Source organism: Pseudoalteromonas sp. S554, assembly GCF_005930865.1.
Taxonomy (GTDB): Bacteria; Pseudomonadota; Gammaproteobacteria; order Enterobacterales; family Alteromonadaceae; genus Pseudoalteromonas; species Pseudoalteromonas marina.
Genome location: NZ_PNDV01000067.1, coordinates 1 through 25,841 on the forward strand (window position 1 = coordinate 1; position 25,841 = coordinate 25,841).

Annotated in this window: 18 protein-coding genes and 1 pseudogene; 1 reads left to right on the top strand and 18 read right to left on the bottom strand. The window is 38.2% G+C overall.

Features of this window, described 5'->3' with window-relative positions:
- Window positions 1-24: 24 nt before the first annotated feature.
- The 13 genes and pseudogenes from istA to CWB65_RS14545 form a co-directional block, all read right to left on the bottom strand.
- Window positions 25-996 (bottom strand): annotated as a pseudogene (gene istA, locus CWB65_RS14485) (IS21 family transposase); the annotation flags it as partial.
- Window positions 997-1,242: 246 nt separating this feature from the next.
- Window positions 1,243-2,871 (bottom strand): glucose-6-phosphate isomerase, encoded by a 1,629-nt coding sequence (gene pgi / locus CWB65_RS14490; protein ID WP_138740837.1) that lies wholly within the window; start codon window positions 2,869-2,871, stop codon window positions 1,243-1,245.
- Between the two features lie 188 nt (window positions 2,872-3,059).
- Window positions 3,060-4,034 carry a class 1 fructose-bisphosphatase gene (locus CWB65_RS14495; protein WP_138740838.1) on the bottom strand — a complete coding sequence of 325 codons (975 nt, stop codon included), beginning with the start codon at window positions 4,032-4,034 and terminating at the stop codon, window positions 3,060-3,062.
- Window positions 4,035-4,036: 2 nt separating this feature from the next.
- Window positions 4,037-5,119, bottom strand: a complete 1,083-nt coding sequence (gene fbaA, locus CWB65_RS14500; protein WP_138740839.1) for a class II fructose-bisphosphate aldolase — start codon at window positions 5,117-5,119, stop codon at window positions 4,037-4,039.
- A gap of 134 nt (window positions 5,120-5,253) precedes the next feature.
- Window positions 5,254-6,876 carry a glycerol-3-phosphate dehydrogenase/oxidase gene (locus CWB65_RS14505; protein WP_138740840.1) on the bottom strand — a complete coding sequence of 541 codons (1,623 nt, stop codon included), beginning with the start codon at window positions 6,874-6,876 and terminating at the stop codon, window positions 5,254-5,256.
- A 238-nt stretch (window positions 6,877-7,114) separates the two neighbouring features.
- Window positions 7,115-9,103 (bottom strand): methyl-accepting chemotaxis protein, encoded by a 1,989-nt coding sequence (locus tag CWB65_RS14510; RefSeq protein WP_138740841.1) that lies wholly within the window; start codon window positions 9,101-9,103, stop codon window positions 7,115-7,117.
- A gap of 316 nt (window positions 9,104-9,419) precedes the next feature.
- The gene (locus CWB65_RS14515; protein ID WP_138740842.1) at window positions 9,420-10,595 is read right to left on the bottom strand and encodes a porin; all 1,176 of its coding nucleotides are present in this window, start codon (window positions 10,593-10,595) and stop codon (window positions 9,420-9,422) included.
- A gap of 143 nt (window positions 10,596-10,738) precedes the next feature.
- Complete coding sequence (locus CWB65_RS14520; protein WP_502704847.1) at window positions 10,739-12,409, bottom strand: ABC transporter substrate-binding protein; 1,671 nt, start codon at window positions 12,407-12,409, stop codon at window positions 10,739-10,741.
- 334 nt (window positions 12,410-12,743) lie between these two features.
- Window positions 12,744-13,016 (bottom strand): DUF2160 domain-containing protein, encoded by a 273-nt coding sequence (locus CWB65_RS14525; RefSeq protein WP_138740844.1) that lies wholly within the window; start codon window positions 13,014-13,016, stop codon window positions 12,744-12,746.
- Window positions 13,017-13,036: 20 nt separating this feature from the next.
- Window positions 13,037-13,843 (bottom strand): carbohydrate ABC transporter permease, encoded by an 807-nt coding sequence (locus CWB65_RS14530; RefSeq protein WP_138740845.1) that lies wholly within the window; start codon window positions 13,841-13,843, stop codon window positions 13,037-13,039.
- 10 nt (window positions 13,844-13,853) lie between these two features.
- Complete coding sequence (locus CWB65_RS14535) at window positions 13,854-14,720, bottom strand: carbohydrate ABC transporter permease (RefSeq protein ID WP_138740846.1); 867 nt, start codon at window positions 14,718-14,720, stop codon at window positions 13,854-13,856.
- The gene (locus CWB65_RS14540; RefSeq protein ID WP_138740847.1) at window positions 14,717-15,835 is read right to left on the bottom strand and encodes an ABC transporter ATP-binding protein; all 1,119 of its coding nucleotides are present in this window, start codon (window positions 15,833-15,835) and stop codon (window positions 14,717-14,719) included. The genes CWB65_RS14535 and CWB65_RS14540 overlap by 4 nt, the downstream gene beginning before the upstream one ends.
- Window positions 15,836-15,842: 7 nt before the next feature.
- The gene (locus tag CWB65_RS14545) at window positions 15,843-16,931 is read right to left on the bottom strand and encodes an ABC transporter ATP-binding protein (protein WP_138740848.1); all 1,089 of its coding nucleotides are present in this window, start codon (window positions 16,929-16,931) and stop codon (window positions 15,843-15,845) included.
- Between the two features lie 678 nt (window positions 16,932-17,609).
- On the opposite strand from CWB65_RS14545, the gene CWB65_RS14550 reads away from it, so the two are divergent.
- Window positions 17,610-19,484, top strand: coding sequence for a sigma-54-dependent Fis family transcriptional regulator (locus CWB65_RS14550; RefSeq protein ID WP_138740849.1), 1,875 nt, complete (start codon window positions 17,610-17,612; stop codon window positions 19,482-19,484).
- A gap of 21 nt (window positions 19,485-19,505) precedes the next feature.
- Here CWB65_RS14550 and CWB65_RS14555 read toward each other — a convergent pair whose 3' ends face one another.
- From CWB65_RS14555 to gap, 5 genes are all read right to left on the bottom strand, one after another.
- Entirely contained in the window at window positions 19,506-20,597 is a 1,092-nt protein-coding gene (locus CWB65_RS14555) for an ABC transporter ATP-binding protein (RefSeq protein WP_138740850.1), read from the bottom strand.
- A 560-nt stretch (window positions 20,598-21,157) separates the two neighbouring features.
- Window positions 21,158-21,910 (bottom strand): triose-phosphate isomerase, encoded by a 753-nt coding sequence (gene tpiA / locus CWB65_RS14560; RefSeq protein WP_138740851.1) that lies wholly within the window; start codon window positions 21,908-21,910, stop codon window positions 21,158-21,160.
- The gene (eno, locus tag CWB65_RS14565) at window positions 21,907-23,214 is read right to left on the bottom strand and encodes a phosphopyruvate hydratase (protein ID WP_138740852.1); all 1,308 of its coding nucleotides are present in this window, start codon (window positions 23,212-23,214) and stop codon (window positions 21,907-21,909) included. Before eno ends, tpiA begins: the two co-directional genes overlap by 4 nt.
- Before the next feature lie 121 nt (window positions 23,215-23,335).
- Window positions 23,336-24,790, bottom strand: coding sequence for a pyruvate kinase (pyk, locus tag CWB65_RS14570; RefSeq protein WP_138740853.1), 1,455 nt, complete (start codon window positions 24,788-24,790; stop codon window positions 23,336-23,338).
- Complete coding sequence (gap, locus tag CWB65_RS14575; RefSeq protein WP_138740854.1) at window positions 24,787-25,830, bottom strand: type I glyceraldehyde-3-phosphate dehydrogenase; 1,044 nt, start codon at window positions 25,828-25,830, stop codon at window positions 24,787-24,789. The genes pyk and gap overlap by 4 nt, the downstream gene beginning before the upstream one ends.
- Window positions 25,831-25,841 lie beyond the last annotated feature (11 nt).

Below are 25,841 nucleotides of genomic sequence, written 5' to 3' on the forward strand. Positions count from 1 at the left end.
GGTTTCATTGAATCACAACAGCTGAGGCATGGGCGCTAAAGCCGGACGGTCAATTGACGCGAACCATGATTGTCGTGTACCACTAAGTTGCTTAAAAGGCTTATTATTTACCTCAAGCAACAAAGCTTTAATACAATGATTAAGCTCCGCTAAAGAGAAAAAGGTTTGATGACGCAGTTTAGCTAATATCCAGCGTTCAATGATTTGCACACCCACTTCAGCTTTGGCTTTATCTTGTGGTTTTCGAGGGCGAGCTGGCACGATCACGGTGCCATAATGCGCAGCCAGTTGCTGGTAACTAGGGTTAACATCCGGATCATAGCGGCATGCTTTACTGACACCACTACGCAAATTATCAGGGATGATCATCTGGGGTATACCGCCAAGAAACTCAAAGCATCGCGCATGACTCCCAAGCCAATCAGGTAAACTTTGGCTCCAGGTTGCTTCGCAAAACGTGTAGTTGGATGCGCCCATCACCGCCACGAATATCTGAGCAAACTTCACCTCACCCGTTGCATTACAGACAATAGGCATCGTTTGGCCAGCGTAATCGACAAACAACTTTTCACCGGCCTTATGCACTTGCCGCATCGAACGCTTTTGTTTTTTAAGCCACCGCATATAGCGATCACAAAACTGAGAGTAGCTATAACAACGGTTTGGATATTGCTGGGTATATTCTTCCCAAAGTAAATTTTTGGTGATGCCTTTACCGGTTAATTCTTTTCTAATTTGTGGCCAGTCAGGCATTTCAAAACGCTGAGATGGCCGTGTATCGGCGCGGGGATAAAACTGACTTGCTAGGACGGTATCATCCATTTCATCAGGTAGTGGCCAGGTTAACGATAACGCTTTGGCCTTTGTTAATAGTTTTTGAATAGCACCAACACTGATTTTTGTACTGGCACTTATTTTTCTAACGCTGAGTTGGGCAGCAAAATGTAGCCTCAACACTTCTCGAATTTTACGCATTGTGATCCTTTTGGTCGCCATATCCCTTCCTCAATCGAAAAAGGGGATAGCTTAACAAAGTAAGTAATAATCAATGCGTTGAAATTGTACTGGTTTGGTGTGAACACCGATTCCGGAAAATCAGTAAAAAGTGTTCACGATAAAACCGGAATAAGCGTTCACGCTAAAACCAGTATGGGTGTTCACGATGGGCCGGAATCACTGTTCACGATGCTCCGGAATATGCAAATAGATCTAAATACCGAGCTATTAATTAACTTTTGGATACTAGCGTTCTCTATACATCTTAATTAATTCATTCGTTGAACCATCCATATTTAATATCTCTTTAGGATTGGTTATTTTTGATAATACTTTATTACCCTGTGACTTTCCTAATTCAACACCCCATTGATCAAAAGAATTCAACCTCCAAATAACACCTTGAACAAACACCTTATGCTCATACATGGCAATTAAACTGCCGAGAGCCTTAGGAGTTAACTTTTCAAATAAAATGGTATTACTCGGTTTATTACCCTCCATCACCTTATGAGTTGACAGCTTTTGAATTTCTGATACATCACAGTTAGCCTTTTTCATCGCCGCTTTAACTTCTTCGAGACTTTGCCCAGCCATTAGTGCCTGACTTTGACCAAAACAGTTAGAAGCGAGCATATCATGGTGATTACCAATTTCGTGGAAAGGGAATAAAGGCATCAAAAAATCTACAGGAATAGGGGTTTTGCTTTGATGGATTAGTTGATGAAATGAGTGTTGACCATTTGTACCTTCACTTCCCCAAATTATTGGGCCAGTGTCATAAGACATAGACTTATTATCAAGTGAAATTGATTTACCATTACTTTCCATATCCAGTTGTTGAATATAAGCTGGTAAACCTCGTAAATAATGATAATAGGGCAATAATACTTGCGATTGAGCACCATAAAAATTTCGGTACCAAATACCTAATAAAGCAAGAATAACAGGCAAGTTTTTTTCTAACGGCGCATGCGTGAAATGTTCATCCATTTCAAACGCGCCTTGTAAAAAGTCACGATAATTATCAAATCCTATCGCTAACGCCAAAGGTAAACCAATAGCAGACCACACAGAATAACGACCACCAACCCAATCCCACATTGGGAAAATATTTTCTTTCTCAATACCTAATTTTTGCGCAGCCTCTACATTAGAAGAAACACAAGCAAAATGATATTTAACCTCTTCAGCTGTGGCTGTTGCAACAAACCAATTCCGTGCGGTTAACGTATTACGCAATGTTTCTTGGGTCGTTAATGTTTTAGATGACGTTATAAACAGTGTTGTTTCAGGATTTACTTTAGACAGCACATCGTGAATATGACAACCATCAACATTCGCAATAAAATGGACCTTTAATTGAGATTGTTGGTAAGGTTTTAGCGCTTCTGACATTATTTTAGGTCCAAGAAAAGACCCGCCAATACCGATACTAACAACATCAGTAAACGCTTTGCCTGTATATCCTATTTTTTTACCTAATGAAATATCATTGACAAAATGTTCTAACTTAGCGAGCGTTGTCTTTATTTGTGGCATCACATCAACGCCATCAACATAGACGGGGTTATTTGAAGAGTTACGTAACGCGGTATGTAATACCGGACGGTTTTCAGTGGTATTGATAGCTGAGCCACTAAACATTTTGTCACGCTTATTCAATAAATCCGATGATTCAGCTAAATTCATTAACAAGTGCATTGTTTCGTCAGTAACACGATTCTTAGAATAATCTAGCATTATTCCCGCCGCAGAAAGAGAGAAGCTTTTAAACCGTTCAGTATCTTGAGCAAATAAATCACGCATTTGTATATGTATATTTTTATTATAATGATTTACGAGTGACTTCCACTCAGGGGTGCTGGGTAACATACAAGTTATATCCTAATTCTGAAATATGAGACTATCTAAATTATTACGTTGCAAATAAATATTTAGACATGAGCAGTTTTTTAAATTAATTAAAATAACAACTAATCTTTTAGCGTTATTAATCAAAGGTTTTTATACAAAAATCACGGCTGAACTTTATTTACAAAGTTCAGCCGACGCTAATATTTTTATTGGCTTTTTAAGTATCCTAAACATTCATCTACTTCGCCCGTTGACCCCATAATCACGGCAACACGTTGGTGAATGTGAGACGGTTCAATATCTAATATCCGTTCTTGCTCGGTAAAGGCTTTACCATTGGCATTTTCAACTAACATTGCCAATGGGTTTGCTTCATACAACAAACGTAATTTAGCCGGTTGTTCAGGTTTTTTAATATCATTCGGATAACAAAAAATTCCGCCACGAGACAACACGCGATGTACATCACCAACCATTGCTCCATTCCAACGCATGTTAAATTTCTTAGCTCGCGTCCCCTCATCACCCAAAATAAGATCCTTAATATAATGAGTGAATCCTGATGACCATTGATTGAAGTTAGACATATTCACAGCAAACTCTTGTGTTTCTGTCTGGATATCCATTTGATCAGTGGTCAGTAAATAACAACCCTGCGTTTTGTCTAAAGTATATAAACGAGATGGTCCACCGGTTGTCAGTGCCAACATGGTAGATGGGCCATATAAAACATAGCCTGCACAAACCTGCTCAGTGCCTTTTTGTGAAAATTGCGATTCACTACCTGCAGATTCATCATCTTTTGCACGATAAACAGTAAAAATTGTGCCTATCTGACCATTAATATCAATATTTGAAGAGCCATCAAGTGGGTCAAAAGCAACAATATAAGGTGCACCTTCAGTTGCAGCAACAACATAGTCTTCTTCTTCAGACGCGATAGTTCTTACTTTGCCACTTTCTAATAACATGTCTTTAAGTAACTGGTTACTTATGATGTCCAATTTCTTTTGAGTTTCACCTTGAATATTCTCATCTAACGTAGAGCCAAGTACATTTGACAATGCACCTTGACCCACTCTGAATGAAATTTCTTTACAAGCCGTTAATATCGTTTTGATTAACAAGATCAATTCAATTTCGACATTGTCTTGCTCTAAACATGGAATTAAACGCTTCATACTTATTCCTTATACCTATCAAGGCAATTAAGTTCTTTAAACGAAAGCGCTAAACGCTCAGTCATCGACTGTTCTACTTTACGTAACCACACACGTGGGTCGTAGTATTTTTTGTTTGGACTATCGTCACCAGTGGGGTTACCAATTTGGCTTTGAAGGTATTCTTTATTTTCTTTATAATAATTAGAAACCCCTTCCCAGCTTGCCCACTGTGTATCGGTATCAATATTCATTTTTATCACGCCATAGCCGATAGCTTCAGTAATTTCAGATGGTGCTGAGCCAGAGCCTCCGTGAAAAACAAAGTTCAAAGTGTTATGACCTAAACTATATTTTTGTGAAACAAAAGCTTGAGATTTTTTCAATATTTTTGGCGTTAATTGAACATTACCGGGCTTATAAACGCCATGTACATTGCCAAATGAAGCCGCAATGGTGAATGAATTATTCACTTGGCTTAATTGCTCGTAAGCATAAGCAACATCTTCGGGTTGGGTATAAAGTAATGACGCATCAATCTCTGTATTATCAACCCCATCTTCTTCGCCACCAGTGCAGCCAAGCTCAATTTCTATCCCCATATCTAGTTTTGACATACGCGCTAAATACTGCTGACAAGTCTCAATATTTTCAGTTAAGCTTTCTTCTGATAAATCTAACATATGCGAGCTAAATAACGGCTTGCCATGTAAATTATAATACGCTTGTCCTGCGTCTAATAAGCCATCAATCCAAGGTAATAATTTTTTAGCTGCATGATCTGTGTGAAGAACAACTGGTATACCATAATGTTTTGCAGCCGCATGTACATAATGTGCAGCAGCAATAGCACCAAAAATTGATGGTTGATGATCTTTTAATGGAGCGCCTTTACCCAGAAAAAATGCTGCGCCACCGTGCGACAACTGAATAATAATAGGTGATTGACATTGATAAGCCGCTTCAAGGGCTGCGTTAATCGAGTTGGTACTAACAACATTTACTGCTGGAAAAGCATAACTTTGCTCACGAGCAACACGATACAATGTATTTAAATTTTCTCCACTAACAACACCAGGCGGTACTAAATTCGTTAAATTGGTCATTAATAATCCGTATGTTGGGAAATATGTTCAAGACCAGCTTGTAGAATTAGATCGTAAAGAAACTCATTCAGGCTAGCTGGACTTGTTTAGAGCTCGGTCGCTTGCGCCGATATATATGCGAAAGTGCGTATTGTCTAGTTGTTATTTTTTGCCAGAATCATATCCTTATATTCCTGTAATTTTTCATCTGCCTGATCGCCAAACAAAATCTGGCAAGCCTCTTTCAGACCCGGCGCGTTAAGAATATCTGACTCCGGTACTACCAGAGAGATTTTAGAACGACGGCGTAAAAAATCGTCTAACTTAGTTACCATTTCTCGCTGCGCGGCATGTTCGATTTCAACCCGTAAATATTCTGAATTTTCTATCAACAACTCCGCCTTTTCTGGGTTCTCACGGATGCTTTCCAGCATATTAATAGCATTACGACCATAACGGCGCCAGAATCTTGTTGTTAGGGGCTCAGAAGATGATACAGGGGTTAATTCATCGAGTCCCATTAGTTCTGCTCTGTGCATGAACTCCCGCTTAGTCGCTTCATCGGGTTCACCATACCACTTGTGTTTAGCATGTGGCAGCTCTATGCCAAAGCTTTTCACAATGCTAGCTACTTCGTCGCCAACATTAATACAATCGGTAAGTTTACCACCGAATATTGACATATATCGTGCGTCAGCATTAATATCAATGGCATGCTTACGCGACAGCTGAACCCAGTCGGCTTTGCCTCCTTTGCCTTTAATAGCTAGGGGTCTTACGCCACATCGTTCAGCAATCACATGGTCTTTGGTTAATATCTTATCCAAAATTAATAGCTTGTTCGCGTTGTCTAATACGAACTGTCGATCATCGTCGGTAACATATGCATAAGGGCTTTCGACCTGTGTGTCTGTGGTGCCAATACAGGTCTTAGGCCCCATAGGGATTACAAAAAACAGTCTGCCATCGTCAGCAAAAAAGGTTAGTATTTTTTTACTCTCGGTGACCTTATCGACGATTAAATGGATCCCTTTTGAAAATAGGTGATGATGCTCAGTATGCTCTTTGTTGACCTTATTAAGTGGGTCAACAAAAGGTCCGCAGGCATTAATTATTGTTTTTGAGCGGATCGTTAACTGTTCACCGCTAACCGTATCACAGGCGTTGGTTATCCAAATATCGTCTTCTTTGGTTGAGCCTAGCGACTCTACATAATTTGCGGCTATGCAGCCATAACTCATGCTAGAGCGAATAAAATTAAAAGTAAAACGGGCGTCGTTGTCAGGCAAATAACAGTCAGAGTACTCAAAGCCGCCATTTACCGACGAAGTATTAATTACATTTTCCATCGATTTGATTTTTGATGCTGTGAGATAAATGGGCTTTTGAGTAAAAAAACGGCCAATAGACCAATATAAGGCAGTACCGAGAAAAACCAGAAAAGGTGGAAAACGAAAGCCCTTTTGAATACTGGTTAAGAATCGAACTTCTTTAACCGAAGAAGGATAATTTCGCATCAAGTGATTACGACTTTTGCACAACTTGTTGACCAAGTTATATTCATAACTCTCTAGGTATTTAATCCCGCCCCAAGCCAAATTGGAAGAGTTCGAGCTAGTAAAACCCGCAAAATCGCCTTTATCAATCAAAGCAACTTTAACCCCTTTTGCAGCAAGGGCGGCGGCAGACACTGCGCCATTAATGCCACCACCGATAACTAATACATCAAAGATTTCATTCGGTAGTTTGCTGATATTATTTGCTCTAAGGTTATTCATGTTATTCCTTCATCCTTATTTTATTAATGCACTTCTTCTGTGTTGGTAATGTTATTAACACAATGGTTCAGGTGGATAACCATAAAGGTGTATCAGGCAGGTTTAACATCTTTACCATCTACCTCTGCGTTAGCAGTAAGGTCTGAATACTGCTGAACCTTTATCATTGCAGCTGAAGGTGAACGTATCGATTAGAACAGCTCTTTATTGGTGATAACATGATGATAACTAAATCTGTCTAAACGACAAAACGACTAACTTCATCCATTAACTGTCTTGCTACAGAATCTAAATTTTCAGCTGTCTCCTTTAATTTAGACGCATTTTCATTAGTACAACGGTAGCTCTGCTGGATGTTCGCTATATTACGATTAACTTCGTCTACCGTCGCTGATTGTTCTTCCGTTGCAGCGGCATTCTGCAAATTCATGTCACTTAATTCAGATGATTGAAAGGTAATATTCTTTAATTGCTCAGACACACCACTAAAACCATCAACAGTGGTATTAGCACACTCTTGACTACTGAGCATGGCTTGAACCCCTTGCTGACTACGGGTTTGTAATTGTTCGATCATCTCTTGAATGCGAGAAGTTGATTCTGAGGTTTTATGCGCTAAAGAACGAACTTCATCGGCAACCACAGCAAAACCTCGTCCTTGCTCTCCGGCTCGTGCCGCTTCTATTGCAGCATTCAACGCCAATAAATTAGTTTGTTGAGCTACACTATTTATCACATCTAAAATACTACCAATTTCATTGCTATCATCAGCCACCAGCTGAATAATAGCTTTAGATTTATTTATTTCATCGGAAAGTTTATCTATAGATTCATTTGCTTGGTTAACCAGTAGCTCGCCTTGAAGAGCTGCATCATGAGTAGATTGGGATTTATCTGCAGTGCCAGAACAATTTGATGCAACGTCTTGGACTGTTGCATCTAATTCATTTACCGCGACTACCACTTGTTCAGCCTGACCTAAACCACTACTCACTTCTTTATCAACGGTCAATATAACCTGTTGTATTTCCCCAACCGTTTGGCTTAATTGCTCACTTGCATTTCTAACATTACCTGTTAAATCACCTAAATGAGCAACCATTTGATTAAAGTTATTGGCAAGCATACCGAGCTCATCTCCACTTTTTACTTCTGCATTCGAAGTAAGATCTGAATGCTGTTGAACCTTTATCATTGCCTTCGAAAGTGCACGAATCTGTCCAGCTATTTGCCGTAGTAAATAAATACTTATTGCTAAGCTAATCACTAATGCAATTATTGCAATTATTGCAAGTTGCAATAATTTCAGATACGCAACATTTTTTGCATTTGTAATAGATTCTGTTAATTTATTAGCCATTATATTTTCCAGTATTTTTAGTTTGTCTATCCGTGTTGAAGCATTAGCAAACCAATAGTTAGCATTGATGCGTAAACGTTTTTTGTGTTTCAATACGGTCTTACGTATGCGTTCAACTTCCATAACAGCATCCCCTTCAAGTGTGTCATTAAGTAGTTTTTCTTGCTCTTCGTTCGCTATATCAAGAAATAATGTCATGTAAATATCTTGCTCTGCTAATAAACTAACAAAATGATTATACACTTCAATAGTGGGCTTCTTCGCCGTAAAAGCTTGTGTCAATACAGCACGTTCAATTCCCGCTAGTTCTTTGTTTTGTAATAGATATAAATAGGCATTCATTTGACGATTTATCTGCTTATCGTCAATGAAGGTTGAAATTATGCGACTAATTGCCAGTAATGAACGATTAAGTTTGATGTAGTATTGAACTATTTCATTACTAGGGATATTTTGTTCTTTAACGCCAATACGAATATTACCAAGCATCTCAAATTGTTGATCGATCGATGAAATTAAACTAGACAGTTGCTGACTATTGTCTGTCGTATTGAATTGAATCGCTACGTCTTGATAATCAAATAATTGCTGGTTAGTGCTAGCGACTTGCTCAATTAAATCTGTGGAGAATTTTTTACCTTTAGCACTCAAATACCCTATCGAAAAACCACTTTCCTTCTGTAATTCATGAATTAACTTGCTAGCAACAGTGTTCAATGCCTCTAACTCTTGCGCTTGTTGCATATCAGCGAAGACTTGATAGTTTTTTGACAGCATATTAACAATAACAACCAGAGCTAGTAGCAGTGGTATTGATGTAAGAGCAAGTAATTTATACTGAATTGATAAATTTCGTAAAAAGCTCATTTATATTACCTCACAGTAAAATTGAATTAGTTCCAAGCCAGGTTCATAAACCAATCTCTGCTATTATTAATTCGAAGTTATTTCGGAATACAATAGACCTTAATTTCAATAATATTGAGCTAAAAAGCCCTGCGCAAAAAGCGCAGGCAAAGCAGAACAGAAAGTAGTGCATATATTGCCAACCTAGAAAGGCAACCCCTCTGTTCATTTCCAAAAGTTGCCTAACAACTTAAGAAACTGTGGGAAGAATCCCAAGTGTCAAATCAACCAAAAAACCATACAGTAAAGGCAAATCTAACTGTATGGCTGTCCTTACTTAAAAGTCGAACTGAAAACCAAGCACAATAGCATCATAATTAGCTTGAACATCTGACTTATAATCTTGCAGTTCAGCAACTAAACGAAATTCTGTTGACATTTGATAATGAACAAATAACATTGAAAGTTCATTGTCTATTTCTGCTACAGCATCAAGGCCTTTACTAGCATCGGCAGCTCGACTATCTTGTTGTCCTTCGCCGTAACTTATGCCAACGGTAGTTTTATCAAAGACATAATCTGCTTCCACATACCATTGAGTGGCATCGACATCAGCATCATTGATACCACCGAATCCGTATAGGCCATCAGCACCAATACCGGTAGTATCTGTAAATGACAATGTTATACCAAAATCACCTAAATCAAGATGAGTACCAACATCGAAGCCTTGCATATCATAATCAAAAGAGTTCGCGCCTAACACTGAGACATTCTGTTGTATGAATCCAGCCCATAACTTAATACCACCCGTATTAAACTTCGTTGCATAATTAGCTTGCCCTTCGAAGCGTGGTGAATCTGTTTCAATGCTAGCACCTTGTGAGTCTTGTGGCTCTTCAGGGTTAATCATTGCTACTTTAAATGATAAACCATTGTAATCATTTGAAACAAACTTCACTTGAGGATTGAAATTGGCATAAACATAACCTGTACCTATACGTCCTCCTGTAGCATTACCAGTATCAGCACCGCCACCTAACCAACCTACGCCACCTTGGCTGGCAATATCACCAATAGCTGAGCTGTTAAATACACCAAAATCCTTACCAACGACAACGGTACCAAAATCACCTGCTATTTGAATATTTGCAACACGGCTTTCGAATAACCCGCTATTTTGCACACCACTACCTTGTAAATGTGTGTCTATTTGAAAATTACCTGAAACCGTTAAGCCATTATCCAGTTTTGGTGCAGCTACGTGAAAATTTAAGTTAGCAGGATTAAAGCCTGATTGAACTCGAAAAGCCTTTTCTTCACCTTCATGATCAGAGCTAACCACAAAAACTGGAATAGAACCACTGATACTCGTTTCCCAACCCGTGTCACTTTCAATCGTTACTGCTGCATTAACAGGGTTTGACATAGCCATAGTTACCATGGCTAAACCAATAGCGCTGCTTAACTTAGTCATTTCTCTTGCGTTTTTAATATTATTCAATGTTTTCATATTTTTACACCATAAAATTAGTATTTAGTTCACAAAACAAATTTTATTTATTAATTTTTTGTATAAAATTTGCGTAGCATTATCCATGCCCAAAGAGATTTCTGAGGGCTGGATAATAATTTTTATGAAGAATTAAAGCTTAGTTATTCGGCTTTCCAGCTTTTAAGTAAGTCATCATAAGCAATGGTTTTACCTTGAGGTTTTTCATTACTTAGTTTAGCTTTTGGAGCACCTGGTTTATTCAACCAATAACTAGGGTCACGTTTTTCATTTAGTTTTGGACCACATTCACCTTGAACATCAGAACGCTCTAATCGTTTCATAACCTTATCTTGTGCAGCAGCTAAGCTATCAAGGGCTTGTTGAGGTGTTTTCTCACCACTTGCCGCTTCAGCAATGTTCTGCCACCAAAGTTGAGACAATTTAGGATAATCAGGTACATTCGTTCCTGTTGGAGTCCAGTTCTCACGTGCTGGGCTACGATAAAATTCAACCAATCCACCTAGTTTTGGTGCCGCATCTGTCATTGCTTGAGAGTTCAAGTCAGACTCACGAATAGGCGTTAAACCCACTAATGTTTTCTTTAATGAAACAGTTTTAGACACAGTAAACTGGGCATATAACCAAGCAGCCAAACGACGTTTTTCTGGTGTTGACTTCATGAAGGTCCAAGCACCGGTATCTTGATAACCAAGTTTCATACCTTCTTCCCAATAAGGACCTTTAGGAGAAGGAGCCATACGCCATTTAGGTGTACCATCTTCGTTAACTACAGCTAAACCTTTATCAGTCATGCTGGCAGTGAAAGCGGTATACCAAAATATTTGCTGAGCAATATTTCCTTGAGAAGGCACAGGACCAGCTTCAGAGAAAGTCATACCTTGTGCTTGTGGTGGCGCGTAATCATTTAGCCAATCAACATATTTAGTTGTTGCATATACGGCTGCAGGACCATTGGTCGCTCCGCCACGTGACACGCTTGAGCCTACAGGACGACAACCTTCAACTCGAATACCCCATTCATCAACTGGTAATCCATTAGGTAGACCTTTATCACCTGCACCAGCCATTGAGAACCAAGCATCAGTGAAACGCCAGCCTAATGAGGGATCTTTCTTACCATAATCCATATGTCCGTAGACACGATTACCATCAATATTTTTTACATGATTAGTAAAGAAGTCGGCAATGTCTTCATAAGCTGACCAGTTTTCTGGCACACCTAATGCGTAGCCGTAACGACTTTTAAACGCTTTCTTTAGATCTTCACGAGCAAACCAATCAGCACGAAACCAATATAAGTTGGCAAACTGTTGATCGGGTAGCTGATATAATTTTCCGTCAGGGCCAGTGGTAAAATCTAAGCCGATAAAATCATCAATATCTAATGTAGGTAACGTATAATTTACAGCTTCATTTTCAATCATGTCTGAAATGGCAACAACTTTACCGTAACGAAAATGTGTTCCAATTAAATCTGAATCATTGATATAGGCATCATAGATATTACGACCAGACTGCATTTGGGTTTGTAATTTTTCAACCACATCACCTTCTTGGATTAAGTCATGATTAACCTTAATACCTGTGATTTCTTCAAATGCTTTGGCCAAAACCTTAGATTCATAAGTATGTGTTGCAATGGTTTCTGAGGCCACATTAATTGTCATGCCCTTAAATGGTTTTGCTGCCTCCATAAACCATTTAAGCTCTTCAAGTTGTTCTTTTTTAGTCAGTGTAGACTCTGTAAATTCTTTGTCTAGCCAACTTTTTGCTGTTGTAATAGATTGATCTGCAAACGCAGGTAGAGTCATCCCCGCAACTGATATAGCAGCGCCTAGTAAAACAATCTTCTTTAATTTATACTTTCTCATGATGTATCTCATTTTAATTTTAGTTTAATTTTATATTGTGATAAATCACTGGAAGCATGCTTCAACTTCTACCTTGTTCATGCTTCCAGAACTATTGTTGGTGTTACCCAACAGGTCGACTTGATGATTAGATTCAGTTAATGATAGTTAATTGAATCTACTTCTCAAGCCTTTAAACGTATCGAACTTTCTGACTTATCCGATACATTTAATTTTTAACTAGCAATATTTTCCCCCCAACAAAATTACTAGTTTAAATTTATTTTCTACTTACTTATCCCCAACGCAACAATATTGCTAACCAAATAACTGACAATGCTAAAGCAATCATCAAACTTAATTCAGTCACTGCCAGAAAGGCCAAATGAATATAAGCACTTGTTAGTAAACCAATAAAGAGTCTATCTCCTCGAGTGGTACTAATCGGTAAAAACCCCTTGCGTTCAGTACAAGGTACTTTAATTTCATATACTGTCATGCATGTTAATATAACTGCGATAACACTAAAGAATGTTACGGTCAATTCAGTCCACGCCATCCAACTCATAATATATCTCCTAAAATGTCTTATACACGACCCAAGGCAAAACCCTTGGCAACATGATTCCGTACAAAATAAATCACCAAAATACCTGGGATGATTGTTAAAATACCGGCGGCTGATAGTAAGCCCCAGTCAATACCCGCAGCACCCACTGTTCGGGTCATAATCGCAGCAATAGGCTTTGCTTCTACAGAGGTTAATGTTTTTGCAAGTAATAACTCGACCCAAGAAAACATAAAACAGAAGAAAGCAGTCACACCAATACCTGAACTAATCATAGGGAGAAAGATTCGAATGAAAAATCTTGAGAAACTATAGCCATCAATAAAAGCTGTTTCATCAACTTCACGTGGTACACCAGATATGAAGCCTTCTAAAATCCATACTGCTAACGGCACCGTGAATAAGCAATGGGCAAGGGCTACTGCAATGTGAGTATCAAATAAGCCCACTGACGAATAAAGTTGAAAGAATGGCAATAAGAAAACAGCAGGTGGTGCCATTCTATTCGTCAACAACCAAAAAAATAGATGTTTGTCGCCAACAAATTTATAGCGACTAAATGCATAGGCGGCTGGTAGTGCTACTATTAAAGTGATGACCATATTCATAGCAACATAGATCATGGAGTTTACATAGCCCATGTACCAACTTGGATCGCTAAATATTGTAATATAGTTATCAAAAGTAAAGTTAGCTGGCCACAACGTCAGTGCACCAAGTATTTCATCATTTTTCTTAAATGACATATTCAGTAGCCAATAGATGGGCACTAATAAAAACAATAAGAAAGCGGTCATGCCTAGGGTTTTACGTTTATTTATTTGCATAGATTACTCCTTATTTTGCCTTGTCTTGTAAGTTAATTACGGTGAAAAACATATAACATACCAATAAAACAATTAAATAATAAATCAGTGAGAACGCAGCAGCAGGTCCCAAATCAAATTGACCAATTGCCATTTTAGTTAACGCTTGGCTTAGAAAAGTGGTTGAGTTGCCTGGTCCGCCACCTGTTAAAACAAAGGGTTCGGTATAAATCATAAAGCTATCCATAAATCGTAATAATACACCGATAACCAATACACTTTTCAAACGAGGTAATTGAATGTAACGAAATATTGCCCAGCTTGATGCACGATCGATACGCGCTGCTTGATAGAAAGCTTCTGGAATGGCTCGCAACCCTGAATAACAAAGTAAGGCAATTAATGATGTCCAATGCCAAACATCCATTAAAAGTACAGTGAACCATGCATCACCTGCATTAGAGGCATAGTTGTAATCAATACCAATAGCATTTACTGCCCAGCCGAATAAACCAATATCTTCACGGCTAAACGTTTGCCAGATGGTGCCAACTACATTCCATGGAATTAACAATGGAATAGCGACAAGTATTAAACTCACCGATGCCATTCTGCCTTTCGCAGGCATCATTAACGCAACGATAATACCGAGTGGAATTTCAATCAACAAAACAGAAAACGAATAACTAAATTGTCGTAGTAGTGAGTCAAGTAAGCGCGGGCTGCGCAACATTTCACGGTACCATTCGGCGCCAACAAAATAGGCTGTATTTTGGTCAAAGATATCTTGTACCGAGTAGTTAACTACGGTCATTATCGGCACGATTGCCGAAAATGCTACCAGTATAAATACCGGTAATACAAGAAACCATGCTTTATTATTGGCTACCTTATTCATGCGTTTGCTCCTTCTAGCTCGACAGCCACTTCAACTAAAAATTCATCAACATAAAGTTTCAGCCATTGCTCAGGGAAACTAATATAAACTTTGCCTTTAGGTACTTTACGGTCTTCGTCAAGACGAACTTTTAATTGTTGCCCGTCAAGTTTCAAGTTGAGTATTTTGTATGTGCCTAGATCTTCAACATGGACAAGGTCACAACAATAAGCATCATTATTAGGCTCATCCCATATATGGATAAACTCAGGACGAATGCCTACCTTCAAATTATTGCTTGGCATTTGTGCAAGTAATTTAACCATTTCGGGTTCAAGATTTACTTGTGTGTTGTTAAATTTAACACCGGAAGAACTGCGTTGTACTTCGATCAAATTCATTCCTGGGCTACCAATAAAATAACCAACAAAAGCATGATTAGGACGTTCAAATAATTCGCGAGGTGTACCAAACTGGACAATTTGCCCGCCGTACATCACTGCAATTTTTTCAGCAAAAGTCGAAGCTTCTAATTGGTCATGGGTGACATACACCATGGTAATATTAAATTTCTCATGAATTTGCTTTAATTTACGGCGCAACTTCCATTTTAATTGTGGATCAATAACCGTTAACGGTTCATCAAACAATATCGCTGATACGTCACTGCGAACTAAACCACGACCCATTGAAACTTTTTGTTTTTCATCAGCAGTGAGTTTACTTGCATTACGCTTTAATAAAGGGGTTAACTCAAGTGCTTCAGCAATCTCATGTACTCTACTTTGTACCTTAACTTCTGGCGTTTTCATATTTCGCAGTGGAAAAGCCAAGTTATCAAAAACAGTCATCGAATCATAAATAACTGGAAATTGGAAAACTTGTGCAACATTACGATCTTCAGGTGGAATATTATTTACTTCAACACCATCAAAAAGTACCTGTCCATCAGAAGGAGAAAGCAGCCCTGACATGATATTTAATAAAGTGCTTTTACCACAACCTGATGGGCCAAGCAGCGCATAGGCACCGCCATGCTCCCAGACATGGTCCATTTCTCGAATAGCATAATCAGAAGGTTTACTTGGATCCTTGCTGTAGCTATGGGCCAACGATTTTAAATGTATTTCAGCCATGAATTTATTACCTCGTGATACGTTGAGATGGTGTTTGAATAGTATTACCTGCTTGATCAAAAACAAAAAGTTTATGTGTAGGTAAATAGACTTTGATCGGGTCGCCAATATGGTAACTAATGACACCTGACAGTTGTATTACTAAATCAAAATGATCATTAACAACATGCATATAGGTTTCAGAACCACTAATTTCAGCTAATTGCATACGCATTGAAAGCTCTAAATCATCGTCATGATTTGGTACTAAACCAATATGACTTGGTAATACACCAAAGGTATAGTTTCCGGGTTTAATCTTACTTAAATCCTGATCGAGTGGAAAATGAACAGACTCATCAAAAGTGACTTCACTTTTACTAAGGCGACCGGGAATGAAATTGATAGCGGGCTCACTGAACAGTTTTGCGGCATCAACACTGACAGGATTACGATATACTTGAGTTGCAGGACCAGTTTGTATGACTTGTCCTTCATGTAGTAACGTTGTTACCCCACCTAAAGCCATCGCTTCATTTGGCTCCGTTGTAGCGTATACGGCAATAGCATTACGTTCTTTAAATAGATCGCGTAATTCTGCTCGTAACTCTTCCCGTAACTTATAATCAAGGTTAACTAAGGGTTCGTCGAATAAAATGATACTTGCATCTTTGACTAATGCTCGAGCCATGGAACAACGTTGTTGTTGTCCACCTGAGAGCTCAAGAGGATGTCGATCTAAAAAAGGTTCTATCTGCAATATCGCCGCCGTTTCATTAACACGCTGGGTGATCTCTGACTCTTTAGTTTTTGCTATTCTCAATGGTGATGCAATATTTTCACGCACAGTTAAGTTAGGGTAATTTATAAATTGCTGATACACCATGGAGATATTTCGTTGTTGAACAGCTATATTGGTCACATCTTGACCATCCATATAAATACTGCCAGACGTGGGCTTATCTAGTCCTGCCATAAGGCGCATAAGGGACGTTTTTCCTGCAAGCGTACGACCTAATAGTACATTGAAGGAACCGGGTTCTAATTTCAGGTTTACATCGCTTAGGTAAGTTTCACCATCGACAACATAACCTAAATTTTCTAAAACGAGTGACATGTTATTGAATTCTCCCATTCATATTTATATCTCACATAAATCATTGATTAAATTTATGAACAAATCTTTTGTCATAACTCTATCTATGCATTCATTAAGCCAAAATGTAACAACTCGTAATAAAGCTCAATAAAACAATGTAAACCACTGTTATAATTAAATTAATTTAAATAGTGATTTTATTTAATTTAAAAATAGAAAAAATGCACACTGTTCAAAACTGTTCAAAATAATATTTTTATGACCACAGTTAACACATTTATTGAACAACTCCTATTGAACAGTTAAGAATTTCCACAATCTATATACTAAGACTAACAGATTATAATTAAATTATTATAAATCAAATATTTTGAGTAAAAACAAAAACAAAATAGGATACACCATTGTTTTATAATGGATTTTAAAAAAAGCTAAAACATCTGTTTTTTTTACTTATACTTAAAATATTTCCTTACTGTTGACTAAACAACCCAAAACACCTATAAATTGTATAACAATGAGTAGAATTTTTTTTGTTTAAACTGTTCAACAATTGGTCAGAGAGTATTTCAAATCAAGTTGTTGTTCAAATAATATGCTCATTCTCTGTTGTAATTTACAAGATAAAATATTGATATCAACATTTGATCAGCTTGAATTTGCTGATGTTGCTATTAATAGTATGAGGAAAAGCAGGTGAAAGATGATGATAAAATTAAGGAGTCTTGGCAACGTTGTGAGCTTTATGGCTTAGAACAATCAAGCCAACCTCAATTACAACGTTTGGGGCAAAGCGACCAACACTCTTTAGATGAAGAGTATCATCAACTCATCAAAACTACCGGTAATGAAGTATTACCTTATTACGAAAATATCCTATCAAATACTCAATGTTTGATTCTGCTCACTGATAATCAGGGGCAAGTCTTAAATAGCTGGGGAGATAAGCGTTTCCTTGCCTCACCTAATAAAGCACTTTTTGAAAAAGGGGTTGATTGGAAAGAAAGAAATAATGGAACAAATGCTATTGGTACAGCGCTAGCTTGTGGTGAAGCAGTACAAATTCAGCAAGATGATCATTTTTTAAAAGCTAATCGCTTTATGATCGGATCCGCGTCACCTATTTATGATGTGAATCATACCTTGTTGGGTGTCCTTGATATTTCTAGTGATGCCTATTTACCACAATCCCATACATTGGGCATGGTAAAGTTAATGTCACAAAGTATCGAAAATAGACTAATCATCAGTACTTTTAGCGATGAGCACTTTTTACTTACCTTTAATACAAATTTTGATAATTTAGATAGTCAATGGTCTGGAATAATCGTTTTCAGCGAAGAAGGTACGATTATTTCTGCGAATCGACGAGCTGAAATATTATTGTGTTACGACCTTTCCTTAGTAAATATAACCGATATTTTTGATATTCCCTTACAAAAACTGAAGAATCAGCTTCCTAACCTGCCATTTTCCTTTAGAGCTTTAAGTAAATATCATTTACATGGTTTTATTAAAGCGCCGATAAAAAATGAAATACAGCCTGTTGATTTTCGAAACAATGCACCTAAAGAATCGGACATTGATATTATTTCATTAGCACAGTTTAGCTTTGGTGATGAAAAGATTTCACGCTGTATCGAACAGGCTGAACGCATTATTGATAAAGATATCCCTATTCTTATTCATGGTGAAACGGGTGTAGGTAAAGAAGTTTTTGTCAAAGGCTTACATCACTATAGTCAACGAAGAATGCATCCACTTGTTGCAGTTAATTGCGCCGCAATCCCCAGTGATTTAGTTGAATCAGAACTCTTTGGTTATGAAAAAGGTGCGTTTACTGGCGCATCAAGTAAGGGCTCAATTGGCTTTATACGTAAAGCACATAAGGGAACTTTATTTCTTGATGAAATAGGAGAAATGCCACTTAGTGTACAAAGTAGGCTATTGCGTGTTTTACAAGAAAGAACAGTGACTCCTTTAGGTTCTACCGAAAACTATCACGTTGACATCAAACTCATATCAGCAACTAACCGTAGTTTAAGAGTGGATGTTGAATCGGGTCAATTTCGGCAAGATTTATATTATCGTGTCAGTGGACTCAACCTTGAGCTGCCACCTTTACGTGAGCGAACGGATAGAAAGCAGCTCTTTCATCAGGTCAATGCTCTTTATAGTCATGGCAGTGAAAATGAAAAACTACCTCCTGAGATAGTTGAGTTGTTTAATCAACACCCTTGGCCAGGAAATGTCCGTCAATTGGTTAGTGTCATTCAAATAGCCCAAGCAATGTCTGATGATGAGCCGATTCAAACAAGACACTTACCCGATGATTTTTTTGAAGATCTTAAACAAAACAAAATCAATAAAAAACAGTTGGTTAATAGTGAAACTGTTCAAAATGAACAAACAATTGAACACCTGACTATTGAGGATAAAATCTCAGCAGATAGGGCGGATTTACTTCAGACATACAATGAAAATAAAGGTAATATTTCACAAACAGCGAAAGCATTGGCCATTAGTAGAAATACCTTATATAAAAGATTAAAGGAAATAGGTATTCGTTAAACATTATAAATTAACGGTAATTTAATAGGTTAATACTGGCGCTTTAATCAATAAATCATTAGTACCAAACACAAAAATTTTATGTATCGGCATGTAAACCTTAATCTGAGCATCGGTGTGATATTCATGTACGCCAGCTAAGTGCATAACTAGACTAAAATGCTTATTCGAAAGCCTTATCATGCTTTCAGAGCCACTGATTTCGGCTAAATCAACTCTCATTGATAATTCTAAATCTCTATCATCAGCAGGCACAAATTTAAGGTGACTCGGTCGTATACCAAAACGATAATCTCCTGGTGCTAATTCAGCAATTTGCGAGTTTAAAGGGTATCGTAGCGTATTATGAAAAATAATTTCATTGTCAGTGATACTTCCTTCGAGTAAATTCATTTCAGGATCACTACAAAGTTTGGCGGCATCAACATTAATAGGTTGATTGTAAACAACACTGGCCTCCCCCTCTTGAATCACCCGTCCTTCATGCATCAATATCGATTTTCCTCCTAATGCCATAGCTACTTTAGGGTTTGTTGTTGCATAAATAGCAGTACAGTTGCGTGCTGCCAATAAATCTCTTATTTCAGTTCGTAATTCTTCGCGCAATTTATAATCAAGGTTCACCAAAGGTTCATCTAATAAAATGATGTCGGCATCTTTAACTAAAGCCCGTGCCATTGCAGTTCTTTGCTGCTGACCACCAGAAAGCTCAAGAGGGTAACGATCTAAGCAAGATTCTATGTGTAACAAGGCAGCAATTTCATTTACTTTAAGTTCGATTTCGGACTTTTTAAGGCCTATTACGCGTAAGGGTGAAGCAATATTATCTCTGACCGTTAAATGGGGATAATTAATAAACTGATGATGTACCATTGAAACATTACGTTGCTGAACCGGCACGTTAGTTAAATCAACACCATTTTTTAAAATACGCCCTGATGAAGATGATTCCAAACCCGCAATCAAACGCATTAAGGTAGTTTTACCCGCTTTTTTTCCGCCTTTCTTACCAAGTAATACGTTAAAAGAGCCCGGTTCCAGTACTAAATTCACATCATGAATACGTGTTTTACCATTTACTTTGTGGCATAGGTTTTCTAAAACTATTGACATAAAATCACTCAATTTACTTACTAGCGTCCTTACTAGCTATAGTATGACAATTTATGATTAATGTCAGTTTGATCGTAATCAAAAACCCCTATTTTATTTATTATAAACAAGCCCTAGAGGCATGGTTAAAATAAGTAAAGTAACTTAGCCAAATAATGCTACCTAATACCATTAATTCCACGAAGTTATTACTCACCTGTGCTGGTTAAAATTAACCAAAGCGGCGTTACTTTCAATCCCAATAGCCAGCTATTGCTCAATCAAGCGCCTTGCCCTGATTTATTTTCCCTACGCACAACCTAATCACAAACTTAATGAAAATAGTATAATACCTAGCGTTCTTTCGTTTTAAGGAGGTTTAGTTGATTACTGAATTGTTAAATAGTGCGGCAATAGAGTACAACGAGACGTTGAAAGCATTTTGTTTTGTTAGAATTTATAAAGCGTATAGAGAGTAATGTACTGCAAGTGTTGCAGAAGCTACATAAAGTGTAGCTTAACGCGTTAAATCCCAAGCCTATAACTGGTATTTAACACGTTAATAGTAGTATTGAGAGGGGTTAGTTATAAGCTTGGCAAATGTTAATAAAAGCATCTGCATTTAATGAAGCTCCGCCAACTAAACCACCATCAATGTCGTTTTGTTTAAACAAGGAGTGGGCATTATTGGCATTAACACTACCGCCATAGATAATGCGTATATTGTTGGCAATAGTGACGTCGTATTCGGCTAATTGGCGACGGATTAGAGCATGTACTATTTGTGCTTGTTCTGGGGTTGCTGTTTCACCAGTACCTATGGCCCATACTGGTTCATAGGCAATAACGGCATGCTCAAATGCTTTAATTCCTACTTGTTCAACGACCTTTGATATTTGCTCAGCAATAACGGCAAAAGTCTCTTCAGATTGACGTTGAACTAACGTTTCACCAACACAAAGCACAGGAGTAATTCCAGCTTGAACCACTGCCGAAAACTTATCAGCTATCTCTACATCACTTTCGTGATGGAGACTTCGACGCTCAGAATGTCCAAGCAACACATAAGAACACGAAAAATCATGTAGCATTGCCGTTGACACTTCACCAGTGAATGCGCCACTTTTGTAGGCACTAACATTTTGAGCACCGAATTTTATTTTACTTTGAGACAACTGCCGACTTACTTGATCCATGTAGATTGAAGGAGGGCAAACTACGATTTCTATACCATTACTTGAATCATACGAGGTGCTAATAGTAGCTAGCAATCTATCATTCTCTGCTAAATTGCCATTCATTTTCCAGTTACCGATAATCAGCGCTTGCCTCATGACTGATAACCTTTTTGAGCATAAACTTCAGCAAGACCATTATAAATAGATTGACCACTAAGTTCTTCTTCAATACGCAACAAGCGATTATATTTAGCAACTCGATCAGAACGTGAAAGTGAGCCCGTTTTAATTTGGCCTGCGCAAGTTGCTACGGCTAGATCAGCAATGGTAGTATCTTCCGTTTCACCTGAACGATGAGAAATAATCACTGAATACCCAGCCAATTGGGCCATATTAATGGCCTCAAACGTTTCAGTTAAGGTGCCTATTTGATTAAACTTAATCAAGATGGAATTAGCAATATTTTTCTCGATCCCTTGTCTAAGTATTTGTGTATTAGTGACAAAAAGATCATCTCCTACTAACTGAATTTTATCGCCTAGTATTTTGGTTAAATATGTCCAGCCTTGCCAATCACTTTCATCTAAGCCATCTTCTATAGAAACTATAGGGTATTTTTCAGTTAATTCTGCTAGATAGTCTGAAAACCCTTGAGCATCAAACGATTTGTTTTCTCCCGTAAGTACGTATCGACCTTCATAATAAAACTCACTGGCTGCACAATCCAAAGCTAGCGTAAAATCCTTCCCTAATTCATAACCTGCCTGTTCAACCGCTTCTTTAATTACCACTAATGCTTCTTCGTTAGAAGCTAAATCTGGTGCAAAACCACCTTCATCACCAACAGCCGTATTCAATCCACGTCCCGATAATACTTTTTTCAGTTGTTGAAATACTTCAGCGCCCATACGTAAACCTTCACTAAAGCTCTTTGCTCCTACAGGCTGGATCATGAACTCTTGAATATCAATATTATTATCCGCATGCTCACCACCGTTGATTATATTCATCATGGGTAACGGCAACGATAACTTATCCAAACTACCGTAAAGGGCAGCCAGATGCTGATAAAGCGATTGTTCTTTAGATAAAGCAGCCGCCTTTGCAACTGCCAGTGAAACGGCGAGAATAGCGTTAGCACCTAAATTTGATTTATTCTCGGTGCCGTCCAGCTCAATCATTGTCTTATCTATTGCTTGTTGATTCAGCGCATCAAGTCCAAGCAAGGCTTGATTAATCGGACCATTAATTATTTCAACAGCCTTTAAAACCCCCTTACCGTGATAACGACTATTGTCGCCATCTCTAAGCTCTAGTGCTTCTCTTGAACCTGTCGATGCACCTGATGGCGCACAAGCTGTTCCCACTTGGCCTGACGTTAAGATAACATCGGCTTCTACTGTTGGATTACCGCGAGAATCGAGGATTTCTCTGGCAATAACTTTACTAATTACACTCATATTTTGTCTCTTTATTATCAATTAACTTCTGCGATTAATACCAATATTGACGAGTCAAAAAACCTATTTTAATGACTCGTTATTGTTGCTGATTAGGTAATTAATCGTTAACTTGCACTATTTATCCTGCATTATGTTTAACCTGTACTATGTTCATTGCATTAGTGCCACCATGGATATTACAAAAATCACCTTTAGAGATAATAATCCAGTCTCCTTCGACAACTTCACCACGATGAACGAGTTCATCAACGACACTTTGGTTAACTTGTTCAAAAGAGATAGAGTCGAAGTTATAAGTTACGGGAACAACACCTCGATAAAGTGCTACTCGATTTTTCGTTTTTTGTTGGTGAGTAAAAGCAAAAATCGGAATGCTCGAGCTAATACGCGACATCAGTAATGGCGTATTTCCGGTCTCAGTTAAACTAATAATAGCCTTAACACCAGACAAGTGATTGGCCGTATACATAGTCGCCATCGCCACTGATTCATCAGCAGCAGTAAAGTCTTCATGTAGACGATGTTCAGATACTTGAGATTGTGGGTGACATTCTGCCCCCAAGATTATACGTTCCATAGCCTCAACAGCTTCGACAGGAAAACCACCTGCAGCAGTTTCGCCTGACAACATTACCGCATCAGTGCCATCTAATACCGCGTTAGCAACATCAAACACTTCTGCGCGTGTAGGTAATGGACTCTCGATCATCGACTCCATCATTTGGGTAGCTGTGATCACTACTTTTTGTAGTTCACGAGAACGTTTGATTAAATGTTTTTGTACGGCAATCAGCGCTGCATCACCTATTTCAACACCTAAATCACCTCGCGCTACCATGACCACATCAGAGGCAAGAATAATGCTGTCAAGCAAATCATTATCAGCAACAGCTTCAGCACGCTCAATTTTAGAAACGATATCGACTCGTCTACCATTACTGGCTTGCTCGTAGGCTTGACGGGCCTGATGTAAATCGTCTGGACATCGCACAAAAGAAACAGCTAAATAATCAACATTAATTTTTGCGGCTAATTTAATATCAGTAAAATCTTTTTCAGTTAAAGCACCAGCTGAAAGCCCACCGCCCTCACGGTTTATACCTTTGTTATTTGATAACTTACCAGCGACAACTACCCTTGTTTCAATACAAGTACCTTTAATTGCTTCTACTTGCAGTACTACTCGTCCATCATCTAACAGCAAACGATTACCAACAATGACTTCTTCAGGCAAACTGGTGTAATCTAGACCTACTTGCTGCTGATCACCAGCGGTTTTGTCTAGTGAAGCATCAAGATTAAAACGATCACCTAAGTTAAGCTTTATCGGTCCTTCTTTAAATTGTGCAATACGAATCTTTGGCCCTTGCAAATCGCCTAGAATGGCAACAGTTCGACCATTTTTATGCGCTAATTCTCGCACTAAGTCGGCACGTTGTTGATGATCTTCTGCTTTACCATGAGAGAAATTTAAACGAACGACATTAACGCCCGCTATAATTAATTTTTCAAGCACTGCTGGTTCGTCTGTTGCTGGACCCAGTGTCGCTACTATTTTAGTTCGTCTGATCATGCTGCATCACCTGTTAATTCTTTACTGTTTGAACGAAAAGCTGCCATCAAAGCAAGAGTATTATCGAGCATGCGATTAGAAAAACCCCATTCATTATCATACCAAGACATCACTTTGATTAAACGACCGTTAATACGTGTTTGTGTTGCATCAAAATTTGAAGATGCTGCGATATGATTAAAGTCTACCGAAACAAGTGGCTCTTCGTTAAACGCTAGTACGCCTAACATAGGTCCTTGTGCTGCTGCTCTAATACTATTATTGATTTCTTCAAGTGTGGTCTCTCGACTTGCAATAAAAGTGAAATCAACTAATGAAACATTTACTGTTGGCACTCGTACGGCCATACCATCAAGCTTGCCGTCTAACTCAGGCAAAACTAAGCCAACCGCTTGGGCTGCACCCGTTTTGGTTGGGATCATAGATTGGGTTGCTGAACGAGCACGATAAATATCACTATGATAAACATCACTTAAATTTTGATCATTGGTGTAGGCATGTATGGTTGTCATTGAACCTTGTTCAATGCCTATTGAATCATTTAATGCTTTGGCAACGGGAGCCAAACAATTGGTTGTACACGAAGCATTTGAAATGATCTGACTTTCAGCCGTTAAACAATCATGGTTAACCCCATAAACAACAGTAGCGTCTGCATCATTAGCAGGGGCTGAGATTATCACTTTTATCGCGCCAGCTTCAATATGCCCCATGGCTTTATCACGACTAGTGAAAAAGCCCGTACATTCATAAACCACATCAATCTCAAGTTCTTTCCATGGTAATTGTCGTGGATCGCGCTCAGAAAGAGTGACTATGGGGTCTCCATTAATAATGATCTTCTCATCATTAACTTCTACTGAACCAGGAAACCGACCATGTACAGAATCATATTTAGTAAGATGGGCATTAAAGGCTGTATCACCTAAGTCATTAATCGCCACTATTTCAATATCGTTGCGGTAATTAGATTCGTACAGTGCTCGCAAAATATTACGACCTATGCGGCCATAACCGTTTATTGCTACTCGAATTGTCATAAGTTATCTCT

Coding starts and splice junctions, on each gene's coding strand:
- pyk (WP_138740853.1), bottom strand. CDS start 24,790: ATGATCAGACGAACTAAAATAGTAGCGACACTGGGTCCAGCAACAGAC.
- eno (WP_138740852.1), bottom strand. CDS start 23,214: ATGAGTGTAATTAGTAAAGTTATTGCCAGAGAAATCCTCGATTCTCGC.
- tpiA (WP_138740851.1), bottom strand. CDS start 21,910: ATGAGGCAAGCGCTGATTATCGGTAACTGGAAAATGAATGGCAATTTA.
- gap (WP_138740854.1), bottom strand. CDS start 25,830: ATGACAATTCGAGTAGCAATAAACGGTTATGGCCGCATAGGTCGTAAT.
- pgi (WP_138740837.1), bottom strand. CDS start 2,871: ATGTTACCCAGCACCCCTGAGTGGAAGTCACTCGTAAATCATTATAAT.
- CWB65_RS14495 (WP_138740838.1), bottom strand. CDS start 4,034: ATGAAGCGTTTAATTCCATGTTTAGAGCAAGACAATGTCGAAATTGAA.
- CWB65_RS14530 (WP_138740845.1), bottom strand. CDS start 13,843: ATGCAAATAAATAAACGTAAAACCCTAGGCATGACCGCTTTCTTATTG.
- fbaA (WP_138740839.1), bottom strand. CDS start 5,119: ATGACCAATTTAACGAATTTAGTACCGCCTGGTGTTGTTAGTGGAGAA.
- CWB65_RS14535 (WP_138740846.1), bottom strand. CDS start 14,720: ATGAATAAGGTAGCCAATAATAAAGCATGGTTTCTTGTATTACCGGTA.
- CWB65_RS14540 (WP_138740847.1), bottom strand. CDS start 15,835: ATGGCTGAAATACATTTAAAATCGTTGGCCCATAGCTACAGCAAGGAT.
- CWB65_RS14510 (WP_138740841.1), bottom strand. CDS start 9,103: ATGAGCTTTTTACGAAATTTATCAATTCAGTATAAATTACTTGCTCTT.
- CWB65_RS14520 (WP_502704847.1), bottom strand. CDS start 12,409: ATGACTCTACCTGCGTTTGCAGATCAATCTATTACAACAGCAAAAAGT.
- CWB65_RS14515 (WP_138740842.1), bottom strand. CDS start 10,595: ATGAAAACATTGAATAATATTAAAAACGCAAGAGAAATGACTAAGTTA.
- CWB65_RS14555 (WP_138740850.1), bottom strand. CDS start 20,597: ATGTCAATAGTTTTAGAAAACCTATGCCACAAAGTAAATGGTAAAACA.
- CWB65_RS14505 (WP_138740840.1), bottom strand. CDS start 6,876: ATGAATAACCTTAGAGCAAATAATATCAGCAAACTACCGAATGAAATC.
- CWB65_RS14545 (WP_138740848.1), bottom strand. CDS start 16,931: ATGTCACTCGTTTTAGAAAATTTAGGTTATGTTGTCGATGGTGAAACT.
- CWB65_RS14525 (WP_138740844.1), bottom strand. CDS start 13,016: ATGAGTTGGATGGCGTGGACTGAATTGACCGTAACATTCTTTAGTGTT.